The following is an 18,598-nucleotide window of genomic DNA, read 5'->3' as shown; positions in this document are numbered from 1 at the left end:
TAATTAGGTGAAAATAATTTTTAGAAACACCCTTAAACATTTTCAAATAAATGAAATGGAGTATGGATTATGAACTTAAAGAAAGTAACCTCACTAATTTTAATTAGTTTTGCAGTGGTCACCATTGGAGTGTTTGTGCCTAATGTGGGACATGTTAATGCGCAAACTACTCAATTTGCGCAGGGTAATAGTGGTCAAGGGGAGATTGTAGTTCACTACGTTGATCAAAATGGTCACGTAATTCGTCCTGCAACCACCGCCATGGGAGCAACTGGTAGTACCTATATTGCGTCGATTCCTAACATTCCTGGATACAAGTATTCTAGTATTCAAAATGGACAAAATAATAGTAATGGCCCCCAAATGACATTTGGTGGTAGTGATAGTTCGACAGATATTATGGAAATGACGATTATTTATTCATCAACTGGTAACAGTACGGCAAATAATAAACAACCTAACCGTGCTAATGCTGGTGTGAGTTCCAATGGTAGTAATAGTAGTCAGACTAATGGTAAGAATAAAAATAGTAACGGGACTAGTGATAGTTCAGCTACTGGTACCCAGAAAAATGCTACTAGTAATAATCAGACAAATGAAAAAGCCAAGGATCAATCAAAGGCCAAAGATAATTCCCAAAAACCCAATGCTGATAAGAATGCCAAGGATAAAAAGAATCAATCTGATAAGAAGAATCAGAAAAATAAAAAGGCAAAAAAAGATCATGACAAAAATGATGCTAAGCACGAGAAAAAAGATGGGAGCATTACTCCCTGGGTAGTTGGAGGAATTATTGTGGTGGTAGTTGCTGGAGTTGGTGCTTTTCTATGGCACAAGTTCAGAGGACCACGTCATTTTGAGCATTAAAAAAGTTCATTGATTGGAGAAAAACAAATAATCCCGTAACGTTAGTTTTTAGCGTTACGGGATTATTTTTATAGCTGAAGCTATTTTTTGTTAATTATAATATTGGGATCAGCAATCTTTTGGACCTTATCCAATTCATCTTTGGACTCTACGAGTGGAATTAACTGAAGATTCTGATAATTTTTTATTTTTGCAGATAAACTTTCTATTCTGGTTGATGCAACTACTCCAGCAAAGTTATTGTTATCAATCCAGTTCAGAGTATCAGTCCATTTTTTTTCAATTATTTGATCAAATGCAGGTGAAAAATACAGTTGCATGCCGCCTGCTGCTGCCATCAAAATTTCCATGGCCTCTAAGTCGACTTTATTTTGGTCATTTAAAGCACCAATAATGACACCATCAACACCTAACTCTTGGCATTGGAAAAGATCATCTTCCATGATTTTTATCTCAGAATCATTAAAGGTACTAGTATTATTATTTGATGAAATTAAGACGTCGAGGCTTCGCTTTTTTTCGTGAGCATATTTACATGCTTCTGCGATAAATCCACGACTAGGGGTCATCATTTCCTGATTAATTGCAATTTTTAATTGAGAACTTTCAAGTTCAGCAGATACCTCTCTAAATTTTGATACAAGTGGTTCAACGATTGTCATATAAACTACCTCCTGCAACAATTATAACTATTATAGATCTGAATTGACATCGATTTTGCGCTTAAATGGAATTAGACGCGTGATATAATTGAAAAAGAAAGTTATTGAACGAATTATTGGAGGATGTAAATGACTAATCATATTGCATTATTTGAACCATTAATGCCAGCTAATACTGGCAATATTGCAAGAACATGTGCGGGAACTGATACCGTTCTTGATTTAATTAAACCATTGGGTTTTTCGGTTGATGATAAACACTTAAAGAGAGCTGGATTAGATTACTGGGATAAGGTTAAGATCAATTATCACGAGAATCTTCCTGAATTTTTAAAAACCATTCCAGACAAGCAAAGGTTGTTTTTGGTTTCAAAGTTTGGGAAAAAGGTGTATACAGATCCTAATTATAGTGATGATAACGTGGATTATTATTTTTTGTTTGGAAAAGAAACGACGGGATTGCCCGAAAACTTTGAACGTCAGTATTCCAAACAAGCTATTAGAATTCCTCAAGATGATTCTCATATTCGAGCATTGAATTTATCGAACACTTGTGCGATTGTAATGTATGAGGCTTTAAGGCAACAGAAATTTGCTGGACTTGAAGTGACTCATACTTATGAGCATGATAAATTAAAATAATGCGAAGGGGTGCCTTAGTTGGCTCAACGAAAAACAAAACGTAAAACTACAAAGCGTAAAATAACGAGAAAACGTCGTCCAAGGAAAAAAAGAAATTCTGTTTGGAACAAATTAAAGAACTTTTGCGGTGAAAAGAAATTAAATATCATTGGTTTGATTTTTATGTTGATCGCCGTTTTAGGCTTTTTCAGCTTAGGAATGGCGGGGACCCTGTTTGCTAATGTATTTCGGTTAGTGGTTGGGAACGCCTACCAGGTTTTGGCAATTTTTCTAGGTGTTTTTGGCATCTTATTGCTTCTAGGAATTAAGATTCCTCGAATCGATTACCATTATATTTTGGGTTTTTTGATAGCATTTATTGGTTGGATTTTAAACTTATCCATTACCTTTTCGAATTCTTTAAATTCCCATGTTAACTTTGTGTCCACCACCTTCAATGCGTTACTTTCTGATATTACTAACGGTGTCTCTACTAGTAACGTTGGGGGTGGGATGATTGGCGCTACGTTATTATCTTTTTTCGATACCCTTATCTCGTTAGTTGGGACTTTGATCCTTGCTTACAGTTTAATGGTCGTTGGAGCGATCATCTTCTTTAAACTACCAGTTATTAAGTGGCTCAAAAGCTTTTTGACTTGGTCAGCTAAGTGGTTTACTGCGATTATTGCGTCATTTAATCGGGCGCACCTGAATAATCAAGAGCGACGAAATAATCGAAAATTACAAAAGCAGCAATCAGCAAAGACAAATCAGTTTCAAGATTATCTAGGACATCAAAAAGAAAATGAGAAGAACAGTTCGCGGTCTCAAGCATCCGTTAATTCACCAACTGTTCCAGTCAATAAGCCAACGGAACATGTTGGTGTTAAACAAGATGAGAATACTACTCACATAACGGTTGCAAGTAAGAAGCCTAAACGGAATCATTTTGATAATGAAACCAAAACGAGTTTACCAACTTTTGAAAATAATTCTTCTGGTAACCACTATCAACTTCCTTCAACTAATCTCCTTACTAAAGTGCCAGAGCAAGATCAGACTGCAGAATATAATGCGATCGATAAAAATACGAAAATTCTACAAAAGACTTTAAAGAGTTTCGGGGTTGATGCTGAGGTAAAAAATGTAAGCTTAGGACCATCGGTCACCGAATATGAGTTGCATCCAGCAATTGGTGTAAAAGTTTCTAAAATTGTCAATTTGAGTGATGATATTGCACTTGCATTAGCAGCAAAAGACATCAGGATTGAAGCACCAATTCCAGGCAAATCTTTAATTGGGATCGAAGTTCCTAATAAAGCAATTTCGACCGTTTCGTTTCGGGATGTATTTGAAAATCAGACTGGTAACAACCATGGTATTCTAAATGTTCCTTTGGGTAAAAACGTTAACGGTGACGTTGTTTCTTGCGATATTACCAAGATGCCTCATTTGTTAATTGCGGGATCAACTGGAAGTGGTAAGTCGGTTGCAATTAATTCAATTCTCACTAGTATTCTTTTAAAAGCTACTCCCGACCAGGTTAAATTTATGTTAATTGACCCTAAGAAAGTTGAGTTGGGTGTTTATAATGGGATTCCTCATCTTTTAAGCCCAGTGGTTTCAGATCCTAAGAAAGCCGCTCGCGCTCTTCATAAAGTGGTTGATGAAATGGAACATCGTTATGAGATGTTTGCCCAGACAGGTCAACGTAAAATTAGTGGATATAATAAGTATATTCAAGAAAAGAATCGGACTGAAGGTACGGCTCTTCCAACTCTCCCATACATTGTAGTGGTTGTTGATGAACTAGCTGATTTAATGATGACGGTCTCAAATGAAGTGGAGAGTGCCATCATTAGACTAGCTCAGATGGGAAGAGCAGCTGGGGTTCATATGATTTTGGCAACTCAACGTCCGTCAGTTGATGTTATTACCGGATTGATTAAAGCTAATGTCCCATCAAGAATCGCTTTTGCGGTATCAAGTGGAGTTGATTCAAGAACAATTTTAGATACGAATGGAGCTGAAAAATTACTTGGGAGGGGTGATATGCTGTATCTCCCGATCGATCAAAACATTCCAGCGCGTGTCCAAGGTTCCTTTATTTCTGATAGTGATGTTGAAAACGTGATTGATTTTGTCAAGAAACAAGCTGAGCCAGAATATGATGACTCAATGATGGTTACTGATGCTGAAATTAAAGAAGAAGAAAAAGACGATGATGAGGATGATCTATTTGATGATGCTCTGAAATTTGTTGTAAAAGAACAAAAAGCCAGTACGTCGATGATTCAACGTCAGTTTCGAATTGGTTATAATCGGGCGGCTCGGATTGTTGATGATATGGAACAACGTGGGTATATTGGACCACAGCATGGAAGTAAACCTAGAGACGTCTATAAGAAGCCTTCTTCTGATGATGAAAAATAAAAAGACACTCTGAATTTGCTTCAGAATGCCCTAAAACGATATTATTAATTTACATGCCACCAAAGAAAGCAGCTGCTGATCCAGCAACCACTGATAAAATGGTTGCAATAATCATTAACCAAACAAAGATCATTAAGATCTTTTGAAACGTTGTTTTATCTTTCCATTTATTCAAAGTATCCACCACTTTCAGTATTCATACTGTCACAATTCTAACTTTGAACTAAAAATATTGCAAATCACTTATTATACCTAATTTACGAGGTTAAAAATGGTCAATTATATATCTAATCTACATTTATTAGTGGAGTCATTAATTAAGCCCTTACTCCTTTTCATTATTATTGGTTTTATTATTATTTTTTTTAAGCGCATTACTAAAAATCGGATGTTTCAACGGCTGAGTGTTCTTGATTCATTTCCAATCATTGGAATTTGGTTAGTTCATGTCATTACTATGACGAGTCATGGATTTTCGTTTTTGCCATTATTCATTTTGGCTTGGATGATAATTGGGATTATCTTTTTGTTTTACCGAGTGATCGATGAAGGACAGTTGTTGCCAAAACAATTTTTAGTTAATTTTTGGCGAATAAGTGACATTTATTGGATAATTATTTTTATATTTTCTTTGATTGTAAAAATTATTATAATACACTGATATAAAAGCATTCCTGGGATTTGTTTTCCGGAGTGCTTTTATTTTTTGTGGATTTTTATGGAGGCAAAGTGGTAGGAAGTGGTTTATTGTGGTAAACTAAATTTATATTTAGGGGAGAAGGGAATGATGAATTATGTTCATGGGCGAATATCGACATAACATCGATGCCAAGGGACGTCTCATCATTCCCGCTAAATTTAGAGATTTATTAGGAGATAAATTTGTCATTACTCGTGGTTTAGATGGCTGTCTTTTTGGGTATACCGAGAATGAATGGCAAAAAGTTCAGGATAAGATTAATGAACTGCCCTTTAACAAAAAAGATGCGCGAATGTTTGCACGTTTTTTCTTTTCTGCGGCCACTGAATGTGATATTGATAAACAAGGCCGAGTCAATATCCCGACCGCTCTTTGTAAGTATGCCGACCTGACCAAAAGCTGTGTTTTGGCTGGAGTATCGACTAGGTTTGAAATTTGGGATGCTTCTAAGTGGGATAGTTATACGGATGAGGCTTCGAGTGAGTTCAGCGATATTGCTGAAAATTTACTTGATGTCTAACTTGAGGTGAATTTTAATGTCTACGTTTAAACATCAAACGGTTTTATTAAATGAGGCTATTCGTGGTCTGGATGTTAAGCCCAATGGAATCTATGTTGATTGTACTCTTGGAGGCGGAGGCCATAGTTCTAAGATCTTGTCGGAACTAAAAAATGGCCATTTATACGCTTTTGATCAAGATCAAGTTGCCATCGATTATAATCAAACCCATTTAGAAAAGTTCTTAAAAGATAATGAAATTACTTTTATTCATGATAATTTTAGAAATTTTAAACGTGATTTGAAACGTTATGATGTCGTTGGAATTGATGGGGTTGTCTATGATTTAGGAGTTTCTTCACCACAATTGGATGATGCCAAGCGGGGCTTTAGTTATCAAAAAGATGCTCGTCTTGATATGCGGATGGATCAAAGAAATGATCTAGATGCTTGGGAAGTTATTAATCACTGGTCGTATGAAAAGTTAGTGAAAATTTTTTATCGTTATGGTGAGGAAAAATTTTCTAAGCAAATTGCTCGTAGTATTGAAAAAAATAGAGCTGATCATCCAATCGATACTACAAGTCAATTAGCTGAAATCATTAAGAATGCCATTCCAGCTCCAGCACGAAGACATGGTGGTAATCCAGCTAAGCGCGTTTTTCAAGCCGTACGAATTGCCGTTAATGATGAGTTAGGCGCTTTAGAAGATTCACTTGAGCAGGCGTTAGACATGTTAAATGTTCATGGTCGGATTAGTGTAATCACATTTCAATCGCTTGAAGATCGTTTGGTAAAGGGGATTTTTAAAGAAAAAACCACCATTCAAGATTTACCCCATGATTTACCGGTCATACCGGATTCAATGCAACCAAAGTTTAAAATGGTCCAAAGAAAACCAATTTTACCCAGTGCTGATGAACTTAGTCAAAATCATCGATCGCACAGTGCCAAACTCAGAATCATTGAGAAAATTAAATAGGAGGTGGGAACTTTGGCACAAAATGGTCTAGCAAAAAAAGAATATTCAAATGGAAACGCGTATGAAACATATCGAAGAAATCAGATCAATTCAAAGCGAGTTACTACTCCCCAAAGAGAACATAAGTTCAGTCCTAAGCTGGAAATTACAATTTTAGTAGTTGGATGTGCGATGATATTCTTAATGTCGGTCGCATTGGTTTGGACAAGAATTTCACTTTCAGGTGCCGAGCAAACGTTGCAAGATACTGAGAGTCGATCAACAAGAATACATAATACCAATACCGGACTTAAGCAACAGATTGATGAACTTCAAAGTAGTTCACGTTTAGATAAGGTTGCTAAAGGATCGGGATTAAAACTTTCAAATGATCAAATAAGGAACGTCACAAAATGAATAAAAAACAAGAGCAGATAAAAAATCGGAAAAATGCGATTGCTAATCGAAAAAAATTTGGGATGTATTTTCGGATTTTAGTAATTGTAGTTTTCCTGTTGATTTTCGGCTTTTTTTTTAAAAAAGCAATTTTCAAAAGTGCGAATCACGTTAATTTGGCACAGCAAACAAAGAGTTTGTATGCCCAAACTAACGTGATTAAGTCTAAACGTGGAACCATCTATGATAACAATAACCAAGCGTTGGCTGAGGATACCAGTACTTACTCGATTTATGCTATTTTAAACAAGTCGCAAAAGACTAAAGATGATAAACCAGATTACGTAACTAATCCTGAAAAAACCGCTAGGGTCCTTTCTGAAAACTTGCCGATTAGTTACAAAGATGCCCTTAAGACCCTTAAACCAAAGAAACAAGCCTTTCAGGTTGAATTTGGAAATCCGGGAAAAAACATTTCTTTAGTTGATAAACAAAAAATTGTTTCTCATCATTTGCCCGGCATCAAATTTGTTCAACAACAGAGTCGATTATATCCAAATGGGGTCTTTGCATCTCACATTGTTGGGTTGGCTTCTCCAGTTACCAATAACAAGACTAAGGAGACAAACTTAGTGGGACAAATGGGCCTTGAAAAGTCATTTAATAAAGTTCTGAGTGGGACAAATGGGTATGAAGAAGTAAGACATGATAATTATGGTTACGAAGTACCTGATGATAATAAAAAGGAACGACCAGTGGTTAACGGGAATAGTGTTCATACCACAATTGATTCTCGATTAGAATTTCTGCTTGAAAACCAGATGAGTGAGGTCCAATCACAGGTTCATCCAAAGAGTATGAATGCCATGCTGATTGGTGCTAAGACTGGGAAAGTTTTAGCCGCTGCTCAACGACCAACTTTCAATGCTACAACTGGCAAGGGATTAGGTGGCATTTGGCGGAATACATTAACCCAAGATGCTTTTGAGCCAGGTTCAACCATGAAGATTTTTACGCTAGCCGCTTCAATTGATAGCGGTAATTTCCATGGAAATGAGCGTTATCTATCAGGTAAATATGATATTGATGGTAAGATTGTGCCCGATTGGCTACCAACAGGATGGGGAATGATCACTTATAATAAGGGATTTGCCTTGTCTAGTAACGTTGCCATGGCACATTTGGAACAACAGATGGGGCCAAATACTTGGAAAGATTACATTAATCGGTTTCAGTTTCTGAAGAATACTAATTCAGTTTTTGGTGATGATGATTCGGGGAATATGCAATTTAAGTTGCCAATTGAACAGGCTAATACTGCCTTTGGTCAAGGTATTCAAGTAACTGCTTTGCAGATGGTGCAAGCCATGACTTCAGTTGCTAATAACGGCAAAATGATCAAGCCAAGGTTTGTTGATGATATAACCAATGATCACAATAAGGTGGTTAAGAATTATAAGGAAGAAACGTTGGGACATCCCATTAAACCCTCAACTGCTAAAGCTGTTCGAAAGCATATGGAAGATGTTGTTTATAAGCCATATGGGATCGGTCAAGATTACAAGATTCCTGGATATCGAGTAGCTGCAAAGACTGGTACTGCTCAGGTAAGTAATGGATCTGGCGGTTATGAGAATGGTGACGATAGTTACTTGTATTCGGTTGCTGGAATGGTACCTTCTTCAAACCCAAGATACATTATGTACGTAAGTATGAAACAACCCACTTTAAATGGTGGAAAGACCGCTACCCAATTGATGGCGCAAATCTTCAATCCAGTTATGCAGCGGGCATTAACCCAAAATACAGCTGATGATGCGCAAGTTCCAGATGTCGTTAGTCAAAAGACTGATGGGGCTAAAGAGCAACTTAGTAAAAGTCATCTGGAGCCAATTGTGATTGGTGATGGTGACACGGTTACTAAGCAAAGTCCAACGGCGATCGGTGCTGGCTCAGGAGATAATCACGTTATTTTGATCACTAGTGGAGTATTAAAGATGCCTAGTCTTAAAGGTTGGAGCGAAAAAGACGTTCAAACGCTTAGTGATCAATTGGGTATCAAATTAAATACCAGCGGTAAAGGAAAAGTAGAAAGTCAGAGTATCAATGTAGGTCAAAGAATTACCCCCAAAACTACGTTGACAGTTAAATTAAAATAAATTTTGAGAGGATGAAAAGTGATGGATTGGTTAATTCCACTAATTGGAGGATTTATTATTACACTGGGACTAACGCCAGTATTAATAAGTTATTTTAGATCAAAGCATGAAGGTCAGATGATCAGGGAGGAAGGTCCCAGCTGGCATGAAAGTAAGAGTGGAACGCCCACAATGGGAGGATTAGGTTTCATAATTGCAATCGTCATTACGTGCTTGATCTATGGATTAGTAGTTAGCCAATTGAAGTCAACGCTGCTCATTTTAATCTTTGTTCTTGTGTTTTATGGACTAATTGGGATGTGGGATGACTCAATTAAACTGTTTAAGCGTCAAAATGAAGGATTTAAAGCTTGGCAAAAGTTCTTGCTTCAAGTCATTGGAGCGTTGGTGTTTGCTTGGGTTTACTATGCTGATGGATTTCCAATGTCAATTCGCTTTTTTAACCTCGGCGAGATTCCATTAGGGTATTTCTATGTTTTGTTTATCATTTTTTGGCTTGCGGGCTTTTCTAACGCCGTTAACCTCACGGATGGATTGGATGGATTGGTAAGTGGATTATCAATTATAGCTTTTGGAGCTTATGCCGTTGTCGCTCATTTCCAACACCAGTTTGAGGTTGAAATTTTTTGCATGGCAGTTGCAGGTGCGCTTATCGCATTTCTGCTTTTTAATCACAAGCCTGCCAAGATCTTTATGGGTGACATGGGTTCCCTAGCATTGGGTGGTGCTTTAGCTGCCGTTTCAATTTTGCTTCACCATGAACTTTCGTTATTATGGGTTGGATTAGTATTCGTTGTTGAAACTGCCAGTGTCATCTTACAAGTTACATCATTTAAACTAACTGGAAAAAGAATTTTTAAGATGACTCCCATTCATCATACCTTTGAGTTGATGGGCTGGAGTGAATGGAAGATTGATATTGTCTTTTGGCTAGTAGGTTTGTTTACTGCGATCACTGGCGTTATTACAATGATTTAATTTTTAGGGAGCTTAATTTTAATTATGAAAAACGTGGACAATTATAAAGATAAAAATATTTTAGTTTTTGGGGCTGGCATGAGTGGAACCAATGCTGCTAAACTATTGGTTAAGCTGGGAGCAAATGTCACTTTAACCGATGCAAAACCAGCTGATCAAATTAAAGAATATGATGAATTAAAAGCAGATGGTGTAAGAGTAGTAGCAGGTAAATCACCTCTTTCCCTATTAGATGGAATTGATCTAATGGTCAAAAATCCTGGCATTCCATACGATAATGATTTGGTTAAAGCCGCTCAAGATAAAAACATTCCGATCATTGTGGAATTGGAACTTGCAGCAGAAATCTCAGATGCTCCGATTGTTGGGGTCACGGGTAGTAACGGAAAAACCACCACTACCACCATGATTACTAAAATGTTGCAAGCGGGCAAAAGAGATGGAAGGGCCCTAGATGGTGGAAATATTGGAATTCCTGCCACCAAGGTAACTCAAGAAGTTAATAAGAATGATGTCTTAGTATTAGAAATTTCGAGTTTTATGTTACTGGGGACTCCTAAACTTCATCCGCATATTGCTGTCATTACTAATATTTTTTCCAACCATTTGGATTACCACAAAACACGTGAAAATTACGTAAATGCTAAGATGCAGATTACTAAAAATCAAACCAAAGATGATTTTCTTGTCATGAATTTTGATAGTGCTGAATGGCGAGAATTAAGCAAGCGTAGTAAAGCTCAAATCGTTCCATTTTCACTCACTGATAAGTACAAAAATGGAGCCTACGTTTCTAATGGCGATATTTACTTTAAAGATGAATTTATTATGCACAAAAAAGACATTCGGGTTCCGGGTGAACAAAACGTTCAAAATGCCTTAGCCGCAATTGCGGTAGCTAAACTGTATAAAATCTCTACTGAAGCGATTGTTTCAGTATTAAAGAATTTTGGTGGAGTTAGACATCGTGTTCAATACGTTTTAACTGCTGACGATCGTGAGTTCTATAACGATTCTAAGGCAACCGACATTGAGGCCACCCAAATGGCTCTAAGAGGATTTGATGAACCGATCGTTTTGTTAGCAGGTGGGCTAGATCGTGGCTATACTTTTGATAAACTGGTTCCTGATTTTAAATCTAATTTAGCGGGAATTGTTTTATTTGGTGAAACCGCTGACTTGTTAGAAGATGCTGCCAAAAAAGCCGGTGTTCCACAAATTAAAAAAGTTAAAGACCTTGATGAAGCCGTACCAGAGGCGGTTAAGATGAGTAAACCAGGTGATATCATATTGCTGTCACCGGCTAACGCAAGTTGGGATCAATTTGCAACTTATCGTGATCGTGGGGATGAATTCATCAAAGATGTAGAGAAGTTAACTGGTAAAAAGGAGACTAAATAATGAGAATGATTGTATCCGGGGGAGGAACTGGTGGACATATCTATCCAGCACTTGCCCTAATTGACGCGTTAAAAGCTCAAAAGCCTCATTCAGAGGTTTTGTACGTTGGGTCCGATCGCGGATTGGAAGGTAAAATTGTTCCAGAAAGGGGAATAAAATTTGATGCCTTAAAAATTCAAGGATTCAAACGGAAGTTGTTTAGTCTGTATAATTTTAAAACGATTTGGTTGTTTTTAAAAAGCGTCCAAGAATCAAAAAAAATCATTAAAAAGTTTAAACCTGATGTTGTGGTTGGCACCGGTGGGTATGTTTGTGGAGCTGTAGTATATGCTGCAGCTAAGTTAGGAATTCCAACCGTTATTCATGAGCAAAATAGTGTTGTTGGTCTCACTAATCGCTTTTTGAGTCGTTATGTAGATGAAATTGCCATTGCTTTTGACGATGCTCGAAAACAGTTTCCCGAAAATAAAGTTATTTTCACTGGCAATCCACGGGCGCAGCAGGTGGCTAATATGAAAAGCGATTTTAAGTGGAGTGAGTTTGGTTTAAAAGATGATGTTCCAACGGTGTTGATATTTGGTGGAAGCCAGGGAGCACTAAAAATTAATTCATCAACGGTAGAAGCGATCCCTGAATTTGACCGACGAAAATACCAAGTTGTTTTTGTTACCGGCCAGAAGCGATATCAAGGTGTTAAAAATGATTTAAAAAACGTTAAAATTAACGACAATATCGCCGTTTTACCTTATATTTCAAATATGCCAGCGGTTCTGCCTAAAGTTGATTTAATTGTTGGACGTGCTGGTGCCACTAGTATTGCAGAAATAACTGCCATTGGGATTCCGGCCATTTTAATTCCAAGTCCCTATGTTACCGCGGATCATCAAACTAAGAACGCAATGAGTCTCGTAAAAAATAATGCCGCGATGATTTTGACTGAAAAAGATTTGAATGGGCAATCTTTAGTGACAAAAGTCGATTCTTTAATGCATAACACTGAATTAAGAAAGCAAATGGCTACTAACTCATATGATATGGGAGTTCGTGATGCCGCTGACAAACTTTTAGGCGTTTGTGAGCAGGCAATTGAGAAGCATCATAAAAAAGCTTAACGGGTGATCTTAATGAAAACTAGCGATAATGATTCCAATTCATCAGGTCGGTTGGAGAAGTACCAGGAGAGAAAACAAAGGAAGAATAGTCGGTATCGAGTTGGACACAAAATTCCTGGGATTAGAAAGCAACAACGCAAACAATTAATTAGAGGATTTTTGCCAATCTTATTATTGTTTATAGTAGTAGCTTTAGTTTCGCTCTATTTGGTACTGCCATACAGTCGGGTTTCATCGATTAACATTCGAACTAATCATCAACTCAAGGGCGAAAACATTAAAGATCAGATTCCATTTCAAGTCGGGGATTCGCTGATAATGGTAAAGAGAAACAAAGCTAAAGCCCAAAGTTATGTGTTAGCTCATAATGCGCAGGTTAAACACGTTGATTTTTCTTTTAAAAAGCATAATCAATTGATGGTAAGGGTAGATGGATATTCGAATCCGGAGTACATTTTTAAAGCTGGGAAGTATTATCCCGTCTACCCATCAGGTCATATCTCCGATGAAGCAGTGAAAATTAATGATCCTAACAATATCTGCACTGTTTCTGGATTTAAGCCAGGAAATGAAATTAGAAATGTGTTAAAGCAATACAAAAAGATTAGTCCATCAATTAGGAATCAGATTAAAGAGTTAAAAAATGCTAATACTAAAAGCAATCCGGAGCGGATTCAAATTTTGATGAAAGATGGAAATGAGATTTACGTCAAAATCAGTACTATGGCAGATAAGATGGCTTACTATCCTGCAATTGCGAAGAGCCTGAAACAAAAGAGCGTGGTTAACATGGAAGTGGGAGCATATTCCTATCCTTTGGGGGAATGAGAGCTCTTTATTAACGTTCATCATGTGTGTTAAAATTAAGTGAGATTATGGTATATTGGATAATCTGTTTCAATAGACCTTATATGGAGGTTCCAGATAATGAACGATTCAAATTTGTACATTGGTTTAGATATTGGAACTACTTCGATTAAAGTGATTGTGGCTGAAAAAGCTAATGGTCAAATGAATGTAATCGGAGTTGGTAATGAAAAATCAACTGGTGTTAGTCGTGGAGTTATTGTTGATATTGATAAGGCTTCAAATGCTATTGAGCGGGCCGTTAGTCAGGCTGAAGAAAAGGCAAGTGTCAAAATTAGCAATGTAATTGTGGGCATCCCAGCTGATCAGATTAAAATTGATAAATGTTCTGGGATGATTGAACTCCCCGACCAGTCTGAGGAAATCACAAACGATGATGTTGTTGACGTTTCTGAGTCTGCTATTGACACCAACCTTCCACCTGAACGTGAAGTGATCGATCTAACTCCAGATGAATTCATGGTGGACGGCTTTGACGGTATCCAAGATCCACGGGGCATGGTTGGAAATCGTCTGAAAATGAATGGCCGAATGATTAGTGGGCCTAAGACTATTATTCATAATATTAAAAAAGCCGTTACTAATGCTGGCTTGAATATTGAGGCATTGGTTGTCGATCCCCAGGCTGAAGGAAAATATATTTTAAGTGAATCAGAGCAAGAGTTTGGAACAATATTGATTGACCTAGGTGGAGGACAATCAACGGTTGCGGTTATTCATGACTTTGAACTCAAATACGCCAATGTTGATCTTGAGGGTGGACAATACATAACTAAAGATATTTCTTCAGTATTAAACACTTCTGCCGCTAACGCTGAAAAGTTGAAACGGGGATATGGATATGCTGATGTTGATCAAGCTAGTGAAGATAATGAGTTTCCAGTCGAAGTTGTTGGCCAAGGACAACCAGTTAATGTAAGTGAAAAATTATTAGCTGAAATTATCGAAGCACGAATTGATCAAATCTTTGGCAGACTCAAAGATGATCTTGATGGAATTGATGCATTAAGTCTCCCTGGTGGGATTGTGCTAACTGGTGGAGTAGCTTCTATGCCAGGGATTGCTGAATTAGCCGCTAATACCTTTGGTGTTAATGTCAGGGTTTATATTCCCGACCAAATTGGTTTAAGACATCCCTCACTATCGTTAGCATTATCATTAGTTAATTATGGTGGTAATTTAAGTCAAATTGAACGGTTAGTACGTTCAGCATTTGACCATGGTGAATTCGCCTATGATGACAACGGAAATGCCAGAGAAGTTGAACCTCAATCTAAACCAAGCGTATCTGGATCCATTCCCTTTAAGCAAAAACGTCAGAATAAAACTGCAAAACAAAAACGTGAAAAGAAACCAAAGAGTGATAAGAATTTAGGCGAAAAATTAAGTGGCATTGTACACCACTTTTTCGAGTAACGCGGGGGTATTGATAAAATATGGACTATTCAATGGATGCAAATAAAAATAATGGTGCAACAATTAAGGTCATTGGAGTTGGTGGCGGTGGTGGAAACGCCGTTAATCGAATGATCGAAGAGGGCGTTAAAGGAGTCGAATTTATTGCCGCTAACACCGACCTACAAGCTTTAGGAAGTTCTAAAGCAGAAACTAAGATTAATCTTGGACCCAAGCTCACCAAAGGATTAGGAGCTGGATCAAACCCAGAAGTTGGATCAAAAGCAGCTGAAGAAAGTGAAGAAGCCATTACTGATGCCTTACACGATGCTGACATGGTGTTTGTTACGTCAGGAATGGGCGGAGGAACTGGAACTGGGGCAGCTCCGATTGTTGCCAAAATTGCTAAAGATGCTGGTGCGTTGACAGTTGGAGTTGTGACTCGTCCCTTCGTTTTTGAGGGACCAAAACGTGATCATAACGCTACTGAAGGAATTGAAGCCCTTAAGCAAAACGTTGATACTTTAGTGGTGGTTTCAAATAATCGTTTACTAGATATGGTGGATAAAAAGACTCCAATGATGGAAGCCTTTAAGGATGCCGATGATGTCTTACGTCAGGGTGTTCAAGGAATCACTGATTTAATTACTAGTCCCGGGGTTGTTAATCTGGATTTTGCTGATGTAACAAGTGTAATGCAGAATCAAGGATCCGCTCTTATGGGAGTGGGTGCAGCAACCGGTGAAAACCGAACTGAAGAAGCAACTAAAAAGGCCATTAATTCACCATTATTGGAAGTTTCAATCGACGGAGCTCAACAAGTTTTGCTGAATGTAACTGCTGGACCAGAGTTATCACTTGCTGAGGCACAAGATGCAGCTAATATCGTATCTGATGCAACGTCAAATGATGTTAATATCTTCTTTGGAACTTCGATCGATGAAAACATGGGGGATGAAGTTAAAGTTTCAGTAGTTGCTACTGGAATTCAGACTGGGGATCCAGACCGTTCTGCTAGCCCAGCACTAACTAGGAAGAATCGTTCGAGTACCTTTGCTAGTCCCAAGACTGATAATGCTACTAAAGATAATTCAGCTGATTCTAGTAATGATGATCCGCTTCACAACTGGGACATTAGTGATAACCAAAACGAAGTTAGAAATGCTGATTCATCAGATAATGACAAGTTTTCGAACGTGGAAAAGCAAGACTTTGAACCATTTGAAGCTGGAAATAATTCTGATTCAAATAATAATGATAGTGGAAACGACAATGATAATGTCCCTCCATTCTTCAGATATCGGAACCGAAATAATAAGCAATAGTATTCGGAGAGGAGCTAGTAATGTCATATAATTTTAAGCGTTTTTTTGGTCTCGATGATAATAACGAGACTTATGAAGACGACGACTCAAACCAAAATAATGTTGATAGCGTTCGATCTGTAAAAAATAATCCGCGTAAGGTCGTATCAATGAGTAAAAGTGATATTTCTAATAGTAAAATTGCTGTTATGGAACCCCGAATTTATGCTGACGCAAAAAGTATTGCCAGTAAATTAATTGGTGGGAATGCTGTAATTGTTAAAATGGACGGGGTTAGTAATGAGTCCGTCAAAAGAATCGTTGATTTTTTAAATGGGACTATTTACGCTATTGATGGAAAAATAAGACGAATTGATGAGAAAATTTTTCTCTGTGCTCCTAACAATTTTGATATTGATGGCGCAATGGACGAAAAGTTCAATAGTAGGTTAGGATGATTTAATTGGTAATGGTAATTACTTGGATTGCACAGATTATTAATTATGCAATTCAGATTTATATGTTGGCAATCGTAATCGATGCTTTACTGACATGGTTTCCAGGTGCCTCACAATCTCGATTTGGCCAGTTTTTGGGTCGGATCGTGAATCCCTTTTTAGATTACTTTAATTTTGCTCACATTGGGATGTTAGGATTTGGGCCAATATTGGCCTTAGTTGTACTTCAACTTTTACAGTTTGGGGTAACCTACATTGGAAATATTATCATAAGTTTGGTCGCATAAAATGGGTGTTGAAAAAAATATTGAACAACATTTTAGAAAATCCGAATTACCGTTCCTTCAAACTGCAAGTGATTGGATTGATAGTGCGAATTCTGAGTATCGTCCAGTTCTTACTAGTTTTCTCAACTCAAGGGAGTGCTATTTACTTCAGACTTTGGTAAATCGTTATCCTAGTTTGAAGCTGTTGACGTTTGGTGGATATCAAAATGCTGAGATGAAACGAGGTCTGATTTATCCAGACTATTTTGTGCCGAAGTTTGATGATTATGAATTATCACTAATTGAGATTCAATATCCTGAAAAATTTGCGTCTATCCATCACAATCAAGTTCTTGGAAGTTTAATTGGGAGTGGGATTGAACGTAAGGTTCTTGGTGATATTCTAACTGATGGGGAACGTTGGCAATTTATTTGTGAGAATGAAATGGCTAAGTATTTGATAAGATCAGTTGATCGTATTGGTAAAGTAAAGGTTGATTTAAGCCAAATTAATTTTAGTCAAATTGTTCAGCAAAAAGATGACTGGATAGTAGATTTTGTTACTTTACCATCATTTCGTTTAGACGTTGTTATTTCGATTGGTTTTCATATCTCTAGAAGTATGGCTAAGAGTCTGATCGAGCATGAAAAAGTTCGCTTAAATTGGTTTGAGTTTACTAAATCAAATTATGAAATTAAAGTTTCTGATATGATTTCTGTCAGAGGATACGGTAGAATAAAGGTAGTGGGATACAATGGCCACTCGAAAAAGGGAAAATTAAAAGCTGAATTAAACGTAATAAAAAATAAATGAGGAGGGATATTATGACGCTAACGGCTCAAGATATTCATGATAAAAAGTTTTCACTAAAAATGAGGGGATACAGCATTGATGAAGTCAATGACTTTTTAGATCAACTCACTAAAGATTACCAAATTCTGCAAGATGAGAATGAGGAGCTTAAAAGATCATTAAAGAAAACCAAAAAAGACCTCACTTACTATGATGATTTAAAAAATTCTTTGAACCAATCGATTTTAGTTGCCCAAGAAGCAGCTGATAAGGTTAAAAAGGACGCAGAAAGTGATGCAAATGAAATCAAACAAAAGGCTCAAGAGCAAGCCGATTCTATTTTAACTGAAGCTACTGCTCAATCAAATGAAATCATGGGTAACACTTCGAAACAGGCTCAAAGTCTTTCGATTGCGACTGATGATTTTAGAAATAGTGTGAAGGATTTCCGTCAAAAGATGATTGGAATGCTTAAAAGTCAGTTAGACTTTGCCCAGAGTGAAGATTGGAATAAATTACTCGATTCAAGTAATTTTAGCAATTATGATGAGATTCAAGATGCTGTGAAGAATCTTGACAAGCAGGCTATTGGCAGTGTAAACTCATCTAGTAATGATTCTTCAAAGGGTGATCAATTTGTTGTAGAGTCGGTTTCAGGACCATACACGGATCCGACAGTTGAAATTTATCCCAATGATAAGCTACATAAATAATGATAGATTGAAG

General features: G+C 37.2%; 20 protein-coding genes. 18 read left to right on the top strand and 2 right to left on the bottom strand.

What is annotated here, in order from left to right:
* Positions 1–69: 69 nt before the first annotated feature.
* Positions 70–867, top strand: a complete 798-nt coding sequence (locus tag AC6UDF_RS03825; protein WP_500693943.1) for a MucBP domain-containing protein — start codon at positions 70–72, stop codon at positions 865–867.
* Between the two features lie 80 nt (positions 868–947).
* Here AC6UDF_RS03825 and AC6UDF_RS03820 read toward each other — a convergent pair whose 3' ends face one another.
* Complete coding sequence (locus AC6UDF_RS03820; RefSeq protein ID WP_500693942.1) at positions 948–1,529, bottom strand: copper homeostasis protein CutC; 582 nt, start codon at positions 1,527–1,529, stop codon at positions 948–950.
* Between the two features lie 129 nt (positions 1,530–1,658).
* On the opposite strand from AC6UDF_RS03820, the gene AC6UDF_RS03815 reads away from it, so the two are divergent.
* Together AC6UDF_RS03815 and AC6UDF_RS03810 are read left to right on the top strand one after the other, a co-directional pair.
* Positions 1,659–2,171 carry a tRNA (cytidine(34)-2'-O)-methyltransferase gene (locus AC6UDF_RS03815; RefSeq protein ID WP_500693941.1) on the top strand — a complete coding sequence of 171 codons (513 nt, stop codon included), beginning with the start codon at positions 1,659–1,661 and terminating at the stop codon, positions 2,169–2,171.
* 18 nt (positions 2,172–2,189) lie between these two features.
* On the top strand, positions 2,190–4,583 hold the full coding sequence (locus AC6UDF_RS03810) for an FtsK/SpoIIIE family DNA translocase (protein ID WP_500723838.1): 2,394 nt from the start codon (positions 2,190–2,192) through the stop codon (positions 4,581–4,583).
* Positions 4,584–4,632: 49 nt separating this feature from the next.
* On the opposite strand, the gene AC6UDF_RS03805 is transcribed toward AC6UDF_RS03810, so the two are convergent.
* Positions 4,633–4,758 carry a DUF4044 domain-containing protein gene (locus tag AC6UDF_RS03805; RefSeq protein WP_500693939.1) on the bottom strand — a complete coding sequence of 42 codons (126 nt, stop codon included), beginning with the start codon at positions 4,756–4,758 and terminating at the stop codon, positions 4,633–4,635.
* 96 nt (positions 4,759–4,854) lie between these two features.
* Here AC6UDF_RS03805 and AC6UDF_RS03800 point away from each other — a divergent pair, with 96 nt between their 5' ends.
* The 15 genes from AC6UDF_RS03800 to AC6UDF_RS03730 all read left to right on the top strand — a co-directional run bounded on the left by AC6UDF_RS03800 (position 4,855) and on the right by AC6UDF_RS03730 (position 18,585).
* A complete protein-coding gene (locus tag AC6UDF_RS03800) occupies positions 4,855–5,244 on the top strand; it encodes a DUF3397 family protein (protein ID WP_500693938.1) in 390 nt (129 codons plus the stop codon).
* Positions 5,245–5,377: 133 nt separating this feature from the next.
* Positions 5,378–5,803 carry a division/cell wall cluster transcriptional repressor MraZ gene (gene mraZ / locus AC6UDF_RS03795; protein WP_500693937.1) on the top strand — a complete coding sequence of 142 codons (426 nt, stop codon included), beginning with the start codon at positions 5,378–5,380 and terminating at the stop codon, positions 5,801–5,803.
* A gap of 16 nt (positions 5,804–5,819) precedes the next feature.
* The gene (gene rsmH / locus AC6UDF_RS03790) at positions 5,820–6,764 is read left to right on the top strand and encodes a 16S rRNA (cytosine(1402)-N(4))-methyltransferase RsmH (protein ID WP_500693936.1); all 945 of its coding nucleotides are present in this window, start codon (positions 5,820–5,822) and stop codon (positions 6,762–6,764) included.
* A 12-nt stretch (positions 6,765–6,776) separates the two neighbouring features.
* Entirely contained in the window at positions 6,777–7,160 is a 384-nt protein-coding gene (locus tag AC6UDF_RS03785) for a cell division protein FtsL (RefSeq protein WP_500693935.1), read from the top strand.
* Positions 7,157–9,298 carry a penicillin-binding transpeptidase domain-containing protein gene (locus AC6UDF_RS03780; RefSeq protein WP_500723836.1) on the top strand — a complete coding sequence of 714 codons (2,142 nt, stop codon included), beginning with the start codon at positions 7,157–7,159 and terminating at the stop codon, positions 9,296–9,298. The genes AC6UDF_RS03785 and AC6UDF_RS03780 overlap by 4 nt, the downstream gene beginning before the upstream one ends.
* Positions 9,299–9,319: 21 nt before the next feature.
* Positions 9,320–10,276, top strand: a complete 957-nt coding sequence (gene mraY, locus AC6UDF_RS03775; protein ID WP_500701174.1) for a phospho-N-acetylmuramoyl-pentapeptide-transferase — start codon at positions 9,320–9,322, stop codon at positions 10,274–10,276.
* Positions 10,277–10,300: 24 nt separating this feature from the next.
* The gene (murD, locus tag AC6UDF_RS03770) at positions 10,301–11,677 is read left to right on the top strand and encodes a UDP-N-acetylmuramoyl-L-alanine--D-glutamate ligase (protein WP_500721536.1); all 1,377 of its coding nucleotides are present in this window, start codon (positions 10,301–10,303) and stop codon (positions 11,675–11,677) included.
* Positions 11,677–12,789 carry an undecaprenyldiphospho-muramoylpentapeptide beta-N-acetylglucosaminyltransferase gene (murG, locus tag AC6UDF_RS03765; protein WP_500706363.1) on the top strand — a complete coding sequence of 371 codons (1,113 nt, stop codon included), beginning with the start codon at positions 11,677–11,679 and terminating at the stop codon, positions 12,787–12,789. The genes murD and murG overlap by 1 nt, the downstream gene beginning before the upstream one ends.
* Before the next feature lie 12 nt (positions 12,790–12,801).
* A complete protein-coding gene (locus AC6UDF_RS03760; protein ID WP_500721532.1) occupies positions 12,802–13,617 on the top strand; it encodes a cell division protein FtsQ/DivIB in 816 nt (271 codons plus the stop codon).
* A 99-nt stretch (positions 13,618–13,716) separates the two neighbouring features.
* Positions 13,717–15,072 carry a cell division protein FtsA gene (gene ftsA, locus AC6UDF_RS03755; RefSeq protein ID WP_500723834.1) on the top strand — a complete coding sequence of 452 codons (1,356 nt, stop codon included), beginning with the start codon at positions 13,717–13,719 and terminating at the stop codon, positions 15,070–15,072.
* Positions 15,073–15,092: 20 nt separating this feature from the next.
* Positions 15,093–16,376 (top strand): cell division protein FtsZ, encoded by a 1,284-nt coding sequence (ftsZ, locus tag AC6UDF_RS03750; RefSeq protein ID WP_500706367.1) that lies wholly within the window; start codon positions 15,093–15,095, stop codon positions 16,374–16,376.
* A 20-nt stretch (positions 16,377–16,396) separates the two neighbouring features.
* Entirely contained in the window at positions 16,397–16,813 is a 417-nt protein-coding gene (locus tag AC6UDF_RS03745) for a cell division protein SepF (protein ID WP_500693927.1), read from the top strand.
* 11 nt (positions 16,814–16,824) lie between these two features.
* Entirely contained in the window at positions 16,825–17,100 is a 276-nt protein-coding gene (locus AC6UDF_RS03740; protein ID WP_500693965.1) for a YggT family protein, read from the top strand.
* 1 nt (position 17,101) lies between these two features.
* On the top strand, positions 17,102–17,893 hold the full coding sequence (locus AC6UDF_RS03735; RefSeq protein ID WP_500711121.1) for a YlmH family RNA-binding protein: 792 nt from the start codon (positions 17,102–17,104) through the stop codon (positions 17,891–17,893).
* Between the two features lie 11 nt (positions 17,894–17,904).
* On the top strand, positions 17,905–18,585 hold the full coding sequence (locus AC6UDF_RS03730) for a DivIVA domain-containing protein (RefSeq protein ID WP_500693925.1): 681 nt from the start codon (positions 17,905–17,907) through the stop codon (positions 18,583–18,585).
* Positions 18,586–18,598 lie beyond the last annotated feature (13 nt).

The sequence above is a fragment of the Fructilactobacillus sp. X2R6C1 genome, from assembly GCF_059901295.1.
Note: the sequence above shows the minus strand (reverse complement) of the source record. Positions and strands in the feature narration are given on the sequence as shown.

Excerpts from the sequence above, each read along its gene's own strand:
- mraY (WP_500701174.1), top strand. The coding sequence starts at position 9,320 with ATGGATTGGTTAATTCCACTAATTGGAGGATTTATTATTACACTGGGA.
- murD (WP_500721536.1), top strand. The coding sequence starts at position 10,301 with ATGAAAAACGTGGACAATTATAAAGATAAAAATATTTTAGTTTTTGGG.
- ftsA (WP_500723834.1), top strand. The coding sequence starts at position 13,717 with ATGAACGATTCAAATTTGTACATTGGTTTAGATATTGGAACTACTTCG.
- AC6UDF_RS03800 (WP_500693938.1), top strand. The coding sequence starts at position 4,855 with ATGGTCAATTATATATCTAATCTACATTTATTAGTGGAGTCATTAATT.
- AC6UDF_RS03820 (WP_500693942.1), bottom strand. The coding sequence starts at position 1,529 with ATGACAATCGTTGAACCACTTGTATCAAAATTTAGAGAGGTATCTGCT.
- ftsZ (WP_500706367.1), top strand. The coding sequence starts at position 15,093 with ATGGACTATTCAATGGATGCAAATAAAAATAATGGTGCAACAATTAAG.
- AC6UDF_RS03815 (WP_500693941.1), top strand. The coding sequence starts at position 1,659 with ATGACTAATCATATTGCATTATTTGAACCATTAATGCCAGCTAATACT.
- AC6UDF_RS03735 (WP_500711121.1), top strand. The coding sequence starts at position 17,102 with ATGGGTGTTGAAAAAAATATTGAACAACATTTTAGAAAATCCGAATTA.
- murG (WP_500706363.1), top strand. The coding sequence starts at position 11,677 with ATGAGAATGATTGTATCCGGGGGAGGAACTGGTGGACATATCTATCCA.
- AC6UDF_RS03825 (WP_500693943.1), top strand. The coding sequence starts at position 70 with ATGAACTTAAAGAAAGTAACCTCACTAATTTTAATTAGTTTTGCAGTG.
- mraZ (WP_500693937.1), top strand. The coding sequence starts at position 5,378 with ATGTTCATGGGCGAATATCGACATAACATCGATGCCAAGGGACGTCTC.
- AC6UDF_RS03745 (WP_500693927.1), top strand. The coding sequence starts at position 16,397 with ATGTCATATAATTTTAAGCGTTTTTTTGGTCTCGATGATAATAACGAG.
- AC6UDF_RS03780 (WP_500723836.1), top strand. The coding sequence starts at position 7,157 with ATGAATAAAAAACAAGAGCAGATAAAAAATCGGAAAAATGCGATTGCT.
- AC6UDF_RS03760 (WP_500721532.1), top strand. The coding sequence starts at position 12,802 with ATGAAAACTAGCGATAATGATTCCAATTCATCAGGTCGGTTGGAGAAG.
- rsmH (WP_500693936.1), top strand. The coding sequence starts at position 5,820 with ATGTCTACGTTTAAACATCAAACGGTTTTATTAAATGAGGCTATTCGT.
- AC6UDF_RS03730 (WP_500693925.1), top strand. The coding sequence starts at position 17,905 with ATGACGCTAACGGCTCAAGATATTCATGATAAAAAGTTTTCACTAAAA.
- AC6UDF_RS03740 (WP_500693965.1), top strand. The coding sequence starts at position 16,825 with ATGGTAATTACTTGGATTGCACAGATTATTAATTATGCAATTCAGATT.